This window comes from Pseudarthrobacter sp. W1I19, assembly GCF_030817835.1.
In the GTDB taxonomy this organism is placed as follows: domain Bacteria; phylum Actinomycetota; class Actinomycetes; order Actinomycetales; family Micrococcaceae; genus Arthrobacter.
On the sequence record NZ_JAUSZR010000001.1, the window covers coordinates 4,070,344 to 4,082,244 of the forward strand.

Here is an 11,901-nt window from a genome sequence, read left to right on the forward strand (position 1 = left end):
CTGCCGGCGGCCGGGTGAAACTCAGGCGGGGAAACCAGCGGCGCGTAAAGCCCTAGGGCGCAGATTCCCTGATCTGCAGCTGGTACCCGGCTTCCATATGCACGCCCTGGTCCGCTGATTCCCGGCCTTCAATCCGGTCGATCAGCAGGGCGATGGACCGCTCGGCGATCTCGGCCATGCCGGGTGCAACTGTTGTCAGCGAGGGCGAGGCAAACCGGGCTTCGTCAATGTCGTCAAAGCCGGCGACGGCCACCTGCTCCGGGACTTTGATGCCGCGGATGAGCAGCTCGTGCATGGCCCCCAGGGCCAAGGCGTCGTTCAGCCCAAACACCGCATCTAATTCGACCCCCTGGTCCAGGAGCCCGGCCACTGCCGCCGCGCCCCCGTCCCGGCGCCACTCACACGGTGTCACCAGCGCCGGATCAAAGGGAATCCCGGCTGTGTCCAGCGCCCGCCGGTAGCCGTTGAGGCGAAGCCCTGGAGTCCCGCCGGACTCCTCCGGGCGGGCGCCAATGACGGCTATCCGACGGCGGCCGGCCGCCGCCAGGTGCGCGGTCAGGGCCGCAGCCGCTTCCTCGTTCTTCATGGTGACCAGATCAAACCTTGGATCCAGGATGTGTTCACCTAGCATCACCAGCGGCTTTTTGCCCAGCCGCCCGGCAATGGCATCAGCCTCCATCACCAAAGGGGTGAACAACAGGCCGTCGGTGAGCTGCCGGAACGGCCCTTGCAGGGCATTCAGTTCCGCGTCCGCCGTGGCATCGGACTGCTCCACGAGGACCCGGTACCCGCGCTGCGCTGCGGCCTTCATCAGCCTTGACGCCAGTTCCGCGTAGTAGGGGGCGGAGAGGTCGGACAGCACCAGGCCCAGCATGCGGGTCTTCCCGGAGCGGAGGCTGCGCGCCGTCAGGTTGGCCTCGTAGCCCAGCTCGGCGATGGCGTCCTGGACCCGCTGTTTGGTGGCGGGACGGATGAACTCGTAGTCATTGAGGACGTTGGAGACCGTCTTCAGCGACACCCCCGCCGCCCTCGCAACATCGTTCATGGTGACCGCCATCGTGGCTCCTTCGTGTGGTTCCGCCTGTTCCTGCAATACATCGTTGCAGAAGAAGCCGTATCGGTAGGAACCCGCCGTCGTGCCTGGGGCAAAGCAGCCCAGTTAGTCCTTCGCCTTGGCCGCCTTCGCTGCAGCCTTGGCCGCCTGCTTGCTGGCGCGCACCTTCACCAGGGACTCGGGATCAACGATGTCCGCGACCGAGAGATACGAGCCTTCCTCGCCGTAGTGCCCGGCAGCCTCCCGCCAGCCCGGCGCCTGGAGGCCCCGCTGCTTGCCCAGCAAGGCAAGGAAAATTTTGGCCTTTTGCTCACCGAAACCGGGCAGTGCTTTGAGCCGGCGTAGGACCTCGGCGCCGTCAGGATCTCCCTTGGTCCAGATCGCGGTGGCGTCGCCGTCCCACTCGCTCTGCACGGCTTCCGCGAGGGCCTGGACCCGCGCCGCCATGGAGCCTGGGAAGCGGTGGACAGCAGGGCGTTCCTTGAACATCTCCACGAAGGCCTGCGGCTCCTGGGACGTGATGTCCTCCGGCGCGATGGAACCGATCCGGGTCCGGATCTTCTCAGGGCCCGCAAACGCCGATTCCATGGTCACCTGCTGGTCCAGGAGCATGCCCGTCAGCAGCGCAAAGGCGTCCTCACTCAACAACTTGTCCGCGGCGGGATCCCCCGTGATGTGCAGTTCCATGCTGTCCATCCTCCCAGAGGAGTGCCGCCGTCGTCATGCGTCCCCTACTCGCTGGAGTTTTTGTCCGGATACGCAGCTTTTCCGCCATTTATGTCGGCGTACCTGGACAAAACTCCGCTGCCGATTATTCCCCCACCGCGAGCCGGATCATGGACCAGGACACTGCCGGGAGGGTGGCAGTGAGGCGGCCGCCGTCGGCCTTCACCGAGACGTTCTCCGCCGGCAGGACGGACGTTGAATCATCGGCGCTGGCCTGCCAGTACGGATCCTTGTTCGCGTAGGTGAGCGCCTCCACCACGCGCACATCGCCCAGGCCGGACACCACGGCGTCCAGGCCAAGCGCGTCCGTGGCCGAGCGGTTGACGGCGAACACCACTGCCTCGCCCTTCTCTGCGTCATAGGTTGCGACAGCGGACACTGCCGCAAAACCGGCCGTCTTGCCGCCACTGACAAGCGGGGATTCGACGGCGAGCTGCAGCACGGTCCCGGACGCGTGGCGGGAGGTAAGTGCGAACGGGTGGAACGTGGTCTGCTTCCAGGAGCGGCCTCCGGGCTCGGTCATGATGGGGGCGATCACGTTGACCAACTGCGCCAGGCTCGCCGAGTGGACGCGGTCCGTGTTCTTGAGCAGCGTCACCAGGAGATCACCGACGACGACGGCGTCCGCCACCGTGTAGGTGTCCTCGAGCAGGACGGGGGCCACCGGCCAGTCCTTGCCCGAGGGAACCTTGGACTCGTCGCGGCTCATGTGCCAGACGTTCCACTCGTCGAAGGAGATGTTGACCTGTTTGGTGGACTTCTTCACCGACTTCACGTGGTCTATGTGGCTCACGATGTCGTGGATGAAAGCTTCCATCCGGTGGCCGGCGGAGAGGTGTTCCTGGAGGTCGCCGAAGTCCTCGAAGTACTGGTGCGCCGAGATCAGGTCCACCAGTTCGTAGGTTTCGGAGAGGACCACCCGCTCCCATTCACCGAACGTGCTCATGGTGGGGCCGGAGCTGCCGCACGCCACGAGTTCCAGGTCAGGGTCGATCATGCGCATGCCGCGGGCGGTGTCCGCTGCCAGGCGGCCGTACTCGAGCGCGTTTTTGTGGCCGATCTGCCAGGGCCCGTCCATCTCGTTGCCCAGGCACCACATCTTGATGCCGTAGCCGTTCTCCGCCCCGTTGGCCTTGCGCCGGTCAGACAAGGCTGTGGCGCCGTCGATGTTGCAGTACTCCAACAGGTCCAGCGCCTCCTGGGTGCCGCGGGTGCCAAGGTTCACCGCCATCATGGTTTCGACGCCGGCCTTCGCCGACCACTTGGCGAACTCGTCAACGCCCACCAGGTTGGGGTCGGTGGAGTGCCAGGCGAGATCCAGCCGGACGGGACGCTGGTCCGCCGGACCCACGCCGTCCTCCCAGCGGTATCCCGAGACGAAGTTGCCGCCCGGATAGCGCACCGTTGACACGCCGAGTTCCCGCGTCAGCTCCAGTACGTCGCCGCGGAACCCGTCCTCGTCCGCCGTGGGATGTTCCGGCTCGAAGATGCCGGTGTAGACACAGCGCCCCAGGTGCTCCACGAAGGCGCCGAAGGTGCGGCGGCGGACGGGCCCCACGGTAAGAGCAGGGTCCATGGTTATTGTTGCGGCTTGGATTCCTGGTGCGGCGGCTCCGGCCGCCGGCGATTCCGATCCGGCGGGTCCAGTGAGTCCGGATGCCGCGGCGGGAGTGGTGGATTCGGTGGGTGTCACGAAAACGTCCTCGTTTCGATAAATTTACAACGTTATAGAAACCATTGTTGATGGTTGCCGAATGGGAGTCAAGCAACATTCGGGCGGCCGTCCCCGGCCGCATCGGCTGAGACCATCCCGGGTTGCACGCCGCCCACCTGCGGAAACGCCGGCACCAGGCCGTCGGTGCAAAAACCAAGTAGTACCTAATCTCAAAAACGGGTACCGGTTACGCATTCACCGCGTACGGCGACGCAATTAGGTTTTTCTCAGAGACAAGACGGGTTCTGGCTCGCGGTACTTGGCTCACGAGGGGGTGTGAGACTGGCAATGCATGCACAATACGCAAACTCCGATTTCCCGGGTCGACGGACCCGGGCACTAAGCGGGGCCGGCGACGAGGAGGTCTTCGAGACCAAGGCCTCTCCCCCAGCCGTCGCCGGCCCTCTGGTTTCCCAGCAGGGCCCCCGCCACCGCCCCCACGGGCCCGCCGTATATGGAAGTCCGGCACTCGGGCGTGCTCCACACGGCAACCCCGCAGCTGGAAACGCCGAGTCCGGTGATTCACGGCAACGCAGGCCGGCCGGCCCGCAGAGCGGGGCGCAGAACGCAATCCTGCTGGACCTGGTGACCGGCGCCGAAACGCTGCGCGACTCCCTGGAACTGCTGGCAACCGCATCAGCCCGGGCGGTTGTGGGCACGGCAGGCCTGGTGATCGAAACCGGGGTGGTGGTCCGGCAGGCGAAGCGGGCCCCGGTCATCACCGGAACGTCCGCCGAGGTCATCCGGCTCCTGGAATGGGAACAGGAGTCAGGCGAAGGCCCGGTCTGTGACGTCCTTGCCGGCGGACATCCCGTGGCGGTATTGCAGCGGAGCGGCGACTTCCGCTGGCCCCGGTATTGCCAGGAGTTACAGGCAGCCAACCTTGGCAGCGTCCTGGGCATGCGGCTCCGGGTGGACAAGGACAGCGGGACAACCACTGACGGCAGCATCCCGGGACGTGAGACCACCGCCGCGCTCTCGTTCTTCGCCCAGGACGCCAAGGCATTTCCGCTGCAGGTCATTTCCGAGGCGCGCTCCTTCGCCGGCCTTGCCGCGAAAAGCCTTCAGATGGCCCTGGACCTCCACAACGCCCGGTCAACCGCATCGGACTTGCGGTTCGCGCTGGACAGCCGCACGTCCATCAACGTTGCCTGCGGCGTGATCATGGCCCAGAACAGGTGTTCCTACCATGAAGCTTTTTCGATCCTTGCCCGTGCCTCCAGCCACCGGAATATCAAGGTGCGCCGGGTGGCGGAGGACATCCTCGAGCGGTTGCCCGAGGGTCCTCCGCAGGCGCACTTCGGCCACTAGGTCAGATGCCGCCGGCCAGCTTGTAGTAGGCGGCGTTCCAGTTCAGGTCCTTCTTGAACTGGCGGATGGTGGTTCCCTCGTCGATCGTGAGCAGCTCGGTTTTGGCGATCTCCGCGAAGTCCTCGAACACGTCCATGCCCACTTGGGTCGACAGAACGGTGTGGTGTGCGGCGCCGGCTGTGAGCCAGGCGGCAGCGGATGTGGCGAAGTCGGGCTTGGGCTGCCACAGCGCACGGGCCACGGGCAGGTTGGGCAGCGGCTGGTCCAGCGGGACCACGTCGACGGCATTGGCCACCAGGCGGAACCTGTCCCGCATGTCCGAAAGGGCGACGACAACGCCCGGGGAGGCATCGGCGTCGAACACCAGGCGCACGGGGTCTTCCTTGCCGCCGATGCCCAGCGGGTGGATTTCCAGGCGCGGCTTGCCAGCGGTCAGCGAAGGGCAGACCTCGAGCATGTGTGCCCCGAGGATCTTCTCCGCGCCCGGTTCCAGGTGGTAGGTGTAGTCCTCCATCAGGGAAGCGCCGCCGGGCAGTCCGGCGCCCATCACCTTGGCCGCGCGGACCAGGATGGCGGTCTTCCAGTCGCCCTCGGCGCCGAAGCCGTACCCGGCGGCCATGAGCCGCTGCACGGCAAGGCCGGGCAGCTGGCGGAGGGCGCCGAGGTCTTCGAAGGAGGTGGTGAAAGCGGCGGAGCCGTTGGCTTCAAGGAAGCTGCGCAGGCCGAGCTCGATCCTCGCCCCGTACCGCAACGAATCGTGTCGGACCCCGCCCGCGCGCAGCTCCGGCACCACATCGTAAAGGTCCTCATACTCCGCCACGAGCGTGTCGACGTCGGCCTCCGCAGCGCCGTGCACGGCGTCGGCGAGCTCGTTCACGGACCATGTGTTGACCGCGACGCCGAACCGCAGCTCCGCCTCGGTCTTGTCGCCTTCGGTGACGGCAACGTTGCGCATGTTGTCACCGAAGCGGGTCAGCTTCAGGGTCCGCACGGCGGCCCAGCCGGCCGCGGCACGCTGCCAGGAACCTACCTGCCGGGCCACTTCCGGGTTGGAGACGTGCCCGACGACGGTCTTCCGGGCGATGCCCAGCCGGGACTGGATGTAGCCGAATTCGCGGTCGCCGTGGGCTGCCTGGTTCAGGTTCATAAAGTCGAAGTCGATGTCTGCCCACGGCAGGTCCCGGTTGGCCTGCGTGTGCAGGTGCAGGAGCGGCTTGCGGAGCAGGTCCAGGCCCTGGATCCACATCTTCGCCGGGCTGAACGTGTGCATCCAGGCAGTGACGCCGATGACCGAATCGTCGGAGTTGGCCTCCAGCGCCGTACGGCGGATCGCGTCCGACTCGGTCAGGACCGGCTTCCAGACAATCTTTACCGGGACGGCGGAGCTGGCGTTGAGCTGGTTGGCGATTTCCTGCGACTGCGCGGCCACCTGCTTGAGGACGTCCTCGCCGTACAGGTGCTGGCTGCCGGTGAGGAACCAGACCTCATAGCCGTCAAGGGATGTGTTTGCTGCAGTGCTCATGGGTTCTCCTTGGGAGTAAGTCTTTGTGGGTGCTGCTTGGATCGGCGGCGCTGAATTACTGCCCGTAGACGTTCTGGTAGCGGGCGTAAAGGGAATCGATGTGGCCCTGGTCGATGGCTATGGGCTCGCCGAGCTGCCGGGCGATGTGGACAGTACGGGCCACTTCCTCGCACATCACCGCAGCCTTCACCGCGGACTTGGCGTCCTTGCCGATGGTGAACGGGCCGTGGTTCTGCATCAGCACCGCCGGGGAGTTCGAGTTTTTCAGCGTCTCCACGATGCCGTGCCCGATCGAATCATCACCGATCAGCGCGAACGGTCCCACCGGGATGGATCCGCCGAATTCGTCGCTCATCATGGTCAGGACGCACGGGATGGACTCGCCGCGGGCCGCCCACGCGGTGGCGTAGGTGGAGTGCGTATGCACTACACCGCCCACCTCCGGCATGTGCCGGTACACATACGCATGGGCAGCAGTATCCGACGACGGCGAAAGCGCCGGGTTGCCCCACTCACCTGTCGCATCTCCCGGCACAGGCACCCCGTACAGGTCCGTGACCACCATCTGCTCCGGCGTCAGATCCTGGTAGGAGACGCCCGAGGGCTTGATGACCATCAGTTCGTGACCGGGGACCCGGGCGGAGACGTTGCCCGCGGTCCACACCACCAGTTCATACCGGGTCAGTTCGGCGTGCAGGGCGCAGACTTCTTCCCTGACGCGGGCGATGATGTCCAGGATTCCGGTGCTCATGCGGACACCTCCACCGCAGCCTCAACAGCGGCGGCCTGCTGGCCTGAAGTTCCCACCCGGGAACCGGCGGCTCCGCCGAGGGAACCGGCAGCCTTGCGCTGGATGGCCTTGAGCCGGTGCATTACGTCGTTGCTTCCCCGGCCAAAGTAGTCATGCAGGGTCCTGTATTCCTGGAACAGTTCCTCGTAGGAGGACACGTTTTCAGGAATCGGCGTGTACACCTCCCCCGGCTCCGCCCCCATGGCGGCGGCTCCCTCCCGGATATCCGCATACTTTCCGGCCGCCACGGCAGCGTGGATGGCCGAGCCCAGGGCCGGGCCCTGCTCGGAGCCGATGGTGGACAGCTGCAATCCCGTGACGTCAGCGTAGATCTGCATCAGGAGCCGGTTCTTGAGCAGGCCGCCGGCCACGATGAATTCCTTGACCGGAACGCCGGAGCTGCGGAAGGCGTCCACGATAGTGCGGGTACCGAATGCCGTGGCTTCGAGCAGGGCGCGGTAGGTGTCTTCGGGCCGGGTGGCCAGGGTCTGCCCCACCACGATCCCGGACAGCTCGTGGTCCACCAGCACAGAGCGGTTGCCCGAGTGCCAGTCCAAAGCGATCAGGCCGTGCTCGCCAATCGCCTGCCGGCAGGCCAGCTCAGTAAGGTATTCGTGGATGCCAAGGCCCGCTGCTTCGGCGGCGTGGTGGTATTCGGGCGGCACACCGTACTTGGTGAACCAGCCGAAGATGTCGCCCACGCCGGACTGGCCGGCCTCGTAGCCCCAGAGTCCGTCCACGATGCCGCCGTCCACCACCCCGCACATGCCCGGCACTTCATGCAGTTCATTGCCGTTCATCACGTGGCAGGTGGAGGTGCCCATGATCGCCACCAGCTGGCCGGGCTCCACCGCTCGCGCAGCCGGAGCGGTCACGTGAGCGTCCACGTTGCCTACCGCAACGGCGATACCCTCGGGCAGACCAGTCCAGGCGGCAGCCTCTGCGGTGAGGTACCCGGCGGCGTCGCCGAGGCGGCCAATGGTGTGTTCCAGTTTCGCGCTGACAAAGTCCCTGAACGCAGGATTCAAGGCAGCCAGGAATTCCTCGGACGGGTAGCGCCCGTCCTGGTAAATCCCCTTGTAACCGGCAGTGCAGGCATTGCGGACATACCGGCCGCACAGCTGCCAGACGATCCAGTCCGCAGCCTCCACCCAGTGATCCATCGCGGCGTAGGCTTCGGGGTCTTCCTCCAGCAGCTGCAGCCCCTTGGCGAACTCCCACTCAGAAGAAATCAAACCGCCGTACCTGGGCAGCCACTGTTCGCCGCGTTCCGCAGCCAGCCTGTTGATTCGGTCGGCCTGGCCCTGCGCGGCGTGGTGGCGCCATAGCTTCACGTAGGCGTGTGGCCGGTTTTCGAATCCGGGCACCTCGTTCAGCGGTGTTCCGTCCGCTTTGGCCGGCACCATGGTGCAGGCCGTGAAGTCCGTGGCAATTCCGACGACGGCTGCCGGGTCAATCCCTGCCTGCGCCACAGCTGCCGGTACGGCAAAACGCAGGACGTCCCGGTAGTCGTTGGGCACCTGGAGTGCCCATTCCCCCGGGAGCCGGACAGTCTGTCCGTCGGCGCCCCGGCCCGCGACGTCTTCCGGGAGTGCATCCGTAACCACTGCATGGGGGTACTCGTACACGCCGCTGCCCAGCTCCTTGCCATCCCGTACCCGGACCACCACGGCCCGGCCGGAAAGCGTCCCGTAATCCACGCCGATGACGTAGCTGTCCGTGTCCACTCTGACGTCCATAAAAGTTCCTCCAATAGCTGCCGCAGCTTCGCGGCTCTTCAATTGTGAGCGCTAACAACAATGAAGTCAATGCCGCAAAAGGCAGTGTTGTAAAGGGATTTGCTACAAGTATCGCCACGTAAGCTGTGGGACGACTGCCATTTGGGGTAGGGACAGCATGGACTTTCACACCGGATGCCCACGGCAGGAGGGGAGCTTGTGGCCAGCGTGCAACCGAAGGATCGTTCTCAGTCCACCGCGTGGCTGGCGGGTCCGCTCTCCACGGGCTTCGGCCTGGCAGCACACTTGGCAGCCGGCGGTCCGGCACCCTCGCTCATCATCCTTGCAGCCCTGGGAGCGCTGCTCGGAATGGCTGCAGCGATGATGGGGCGTTTCAGCTTGCCCGGCTTGGCCGTGCTGCTCGCGTGCGCGGTGGCCCAGCAACTGCTCCATCTGGGGTTTGCGGCGTTTTCCGGCGGCTCCGGAGAAAGAGTTGCCGGGCACGGTCACGGTGGCAGTGTGCAGGACGTCCCGTTCCCCCCGCAGGATCCGCGATCGGGGGCCGAGGCTGCACCGACGGCCGCGTATTCGCCACACCTGATGCTCCACGCGCACGTGGCTGCGGCGCTTCTAACCTATGCCGTTATGTACTACTGGCCCGGGCTTGTCCGCTGGTCCCGCCGCCTCCACGCATCCCGGTCGAAATCCCCCGTTGTTTAGAGGTTTCGCCGGATAAGGCTCACGCCGAGGCTGGATTCAAAAGAAGTGCCGGCCAATGCGGGATCAGGACCGCCAGAACCGGGCCAACGCGGCAATATCCGCCGGTGTGGTCCGGCAGCAGCCGCCCACCATCCGCGCGCCGCGTTCCTGCCAGGCCTGGACTCCTTCCACAAGGCTGGCCGGCGGCCGTCCTTGACCGGCGGCTTCACCGGAAGCTGCGGCCGGCCCCCAGGTCTTGGTGGTGGCGTTGTAGGTTTCTCCGGAGTTGGGATATACGATAAACGGTTTGCGGGTGGCCCGCCCCAGGGCATCCAGTGCCGGAGTGACAAGCTCCAGCGGCACGCAGTTCACCCCAACGGCGGCGACGCGCGGCTCCTCGTTGCATAGCTCCGCCACCCGTTCGAGGGCAGTGCCGTCACTGATGTGCGCGCCATCCCGGAGCGTGAACGTAAGCCAGGATTCGACGTCGAACTCGGCAACCAGTTCCAGCAGCGCCGCAGCTTCAGGCAGCGAGGGCAATGTTTCGCAGGCAAGGACATCGGCTCCCGCGTCCACGAGGGCCGCGATCCGCGGCCGGTGGAACGCCTTAAAATCCTTCCGGCTCAGGGTGTAGTCGCCACGGTATTCGGACCCGTCGGCGAGGTAGGCGCCGTACGGTCCAACAGACCCGGCCACCAGCAGCGGTCCGGCCTCCGGGTTTGCGGCCAGGTGCTCGCGGCGGGCTTCGTCTGCCAGGCGGACGCTCAGGGCAACCCGCTCCAGGGCTTCGACTTCGGAAATCCCCCGGCGTGCGAACCCCAGCGGCGTTGCCTGGTAGCTGGCGGTGATGGCAACCCGCGCCCCCGCCCGGAAGTAGTCAAGGTGGACCCGCCTGACGAGTTCGGGCTGCTCCAGCAGGACTTTAGCGGACCACAATGGGTCCTCCAGATCGCAGCCATGTGCTTCAAGTTCGGTGGCCAGGGCACCGTCCAGGACCAGGTTCTCTCCGGCATCAAGCAGGCGGGACAGAACGTTGTTGCGGGGCATGGTGTCAGGCAGGGGCATCACTTCAGGCTACAGCGAAGGGGGGCGCATCAGGAGCGCGGTGCTGCCGTACTCTCCCGGGGTACCAACTGCGGGGTGACCACCGTGGAACTGACCGGCGCGCCCGCTTCGATCTCCTTCAGCATGGCATCCATGCAGCGTCGGCCCAGCTCTTCGAAGTCCTGGCGCACAGTGGTGAGGGGCGGGGTGAAGAAGCCCGACTCAGGTTGGTCGTCGAACCCCACCACGGAGACGTCGTCGGGCACCCGCACGCCGGCCTCATTAAACGCGCGCAGCACGCCGAGGGCCATTTGGTCGTTGCCCACGAACAGGGCTGTTGCAGTGCGCTCCGCTGCCAGCCGCCGCCCGATCGCGTAGCCGCTTTCGGCGCTCCAGTCACCTTCCAGCAGCAGGTCGTCCTCCAGACCTGCATGCTGCAGCGCCGCACGCCAGCCCTCGGCCCGGAGGGCGCCATCGATCCAGTCCGCCGGCCCGGCAACGTGGCCGATCCTGCGGTGCCCGAGGTCGATGAGATGGCCGACGGCGATCCCGGCGCCGCGTTCCTGATCCACCATCACGCCGCTGACGGCGTCGTTGCCCGCAGAGCCGACGGCCACCACCGGGACGCCGGGGTTGAACTCCTCAAGGATCTGCAGCGTTTCGGTGTGCGGCACCAGGACGGCGATCCCGTCCACGGACTGGTCCATGAAGTGCCGGAGGGCGTCGAATATGGCGTCCCGGCCGATGGAACGCAGCGCTGCGATACTGACGAAGTAGCCGGCATCCCGCGCGGCACGCTCGACGCCGAGCATGGTGTTGGCCGGGCCGTACTGTGAAAGCTCGCTGCCCAGCACCCCGATGGTCTGCGAGCGCCGGGTCACCAGGCTGCGTGCCGCAGTGTTGCGGCGGTAGCCCAGTTGCGCGATGGCCGCCTCCACCTTTTCGCGCGTCGCTTTGCTGACGTTGGGGTGGCCATTGACCACCCGGGAAACGGTCTGGTGGGAAACACCAGCAAGTTCAGCCACGTCCTCAAGGCGCGGCAGCCGCCCGGTGTTGCTTCTAGTCATGTCCCCATTGTGCCCGTTTAGCCGGGAAGCCACGCGCCCCACGAAAAATCCCCCGGCGGCCTCGAAAGGCTGCCGGGGGATTCCCGCTCTTATCAAAGAGTGGGCCCTGTGGGGCTCGAACCCACGACCCACGGATTAAAAGTCCGATGCTCTACCAACTGAGCTAAAGGCCCCTGCCGGGCTGTGTGGGCACCGAAGTGCCAGCCTGCCCGGCCCAATCCATTTCTGGACATTTAATACTCTAACCCATGGTTCC

Annotated in this window: 10 protein-coding genes and 1 tRNA gene; 2 read left to right on the top strand and 9 right to left on the bottom strand. The window is 65.9% G+C overall.

Going from position 1 to position 11,901, the window contains the following annotated elements:
- Nucleotides 1-52: 52 nt before the first annotated feature.
- The 3 genes from QF038_RS18815 to QF038_RS18825 form a co-directional block, all read right to left on the bottom strand.
- The gene (locus QF038_RS18815) at nt 53-1,057 is read right to left on the bottom strand and encodes a LacI family DNA-binding transcriptional regulator (protein ID WP_307612179.1); all 1,005 of its coding nucleotides are present in this window, start codon (nt 1,055-1,057) and stop codon (nt 53-55) included.
- Between the two features lie 102 nt (nt 1,058-1,159).
- Nucleotides 1,160-1,750 (bottom strand): HhH-GPD-type base excision DNA repair protein, encoded by a 591-nt coding sequence (locus QF038_RS18820; RefSeq protein ID WP_307612181.1) that lies wholly within the window; start codon nt 1,748-1,750, stop codon nt 1,160-1,162.
- A 115-nt stretch (nt 1,751-1,865) separates the two neighbouring features.
- Nucleotides 1,866-3,356 carry an alpha-N-arabinofuranosidase gene (locus tag QF038_RS18825; protein WP_307613528.1) on the bottom strand — a complete coding sequence of 497 codons (1,491 nt, stop codon included), beginning with the start codon at nt 3,354-3,356 and terminating at the stop codon, nt 1,866-1,868.
- A 426-nt stretch (nt 3,357-3,782) separates the two neighbouring features.
- Here QF038_RS18825 and QF038_RS18830 point away from each other — a divergent pair, with 426 nt between their 5' ends.
- Nucleotides 3,783-4,805, top strand: coding sequence for an ANTAR domain-containing protein (locus QF038_RS18830; RefSeq protein WP_307612183.1), 1,023 nt, complete (start codon nt 3,783-3,785; stop codon nt 4,803-4,805).
- 1 nt (nt 4,806) lies between these two features.
- Here the strand turns inward: QF038_RS18830 and araA are convergent, their stop codons facing one another.
- The 3 genes from araA to araB are packed head-to-tail and all read right to left on the bottom strand — an operon-like array spanning nt 4,807 to nt 8,856.
- A complete protein-coding gene (gene araA, locus QF038_RS18835) occupies nt 4,807-6,327 on the bottom strand; it encodes an L-arabinose isomerase (protein ID WP_307612185.1) in 1,521 nt (506 codons plus the stop codon).
- A 55-nt stretch (nt 6,328-6,382) separates the two neighbouring features.
- Complete coding sequence (locus QF038_RS18840) at nt 6,383-7,078, bottom strand: L-ribulose-5-phosphate 4-epimerase (protein ID WP_307612187.1); 696 nt, start codon at nt 7,076-7,078, stop codon at nt 6,383-6,385.
- On the bottom strand, nt 7,075-8,856 hold the full coding sequence (gene araB, locus QF038_RS18845; protein WP_307612189.1) for a ribulokinase: 1,782 nt from the start codon (nt 8,854-8,856) through the stop codon (nt 7,075-7,077). The genes QF038_RS18840 and araB overlap by 4 nt, the downstream gene beginning before the upstream one ends.
- Nucleotides 8,857-9,054: 198 nt before the next feature.
- Between araB and QF038_RS18850 the strand changes: the two genes are divergently transcribed.
- On the top strand, nt 9,055-9,555 hold the full coding sequence (locus QF038_RS18850) for a hypothetical protein (RefSeq protein ID WP_307612191.1): 501 nt from the start codon (nt 9,055-9,057) through the stop codon (nt 9,553-9,555).
- Nucleotides 9,556-9,618: 63 nt separating this feature from the next.
- On the opposite strand, the gene mmuM is transcribed toward QF038_RS18850, so the two are convergent.
- From mmuM to QF038_RS18865, 3 genes are all read right to left on the bottom strand, one after another.
- Complete coding sequence (mmuM, locus tag QF038_RS18855; RefSeq protein WP_307613529.1) at nt 9,619-10,581, bottom strand: homocysteine S-methyltransferase; 963 nt, start codon at nt 10,579-10,581, stop codon at nt 9,619-9,621.
- Between the two features lie 47 nt (nt 10,582-10,628).
- Nucleotides 10,629-11,645, bottom strand: coding sequence for a LacI family DNA-binding transcriptional regulator (locus QF038_RS18860; protein WP_307612193.1), 1,017 nt, complete (start codon nt 11,643-11,645; stop codon nt 10,629-10,631).
- 100 nt (nt 11,646-11,745) lie between these two features.
- Nucleotides 11,746-11,818: transfer RNA gene (locus tag QF038_RS18865), tRNA-Lys, on the bottom strand.
- Between the last annotated feature and the right edge of the window lie 83 nt (nt 11,819-11,901).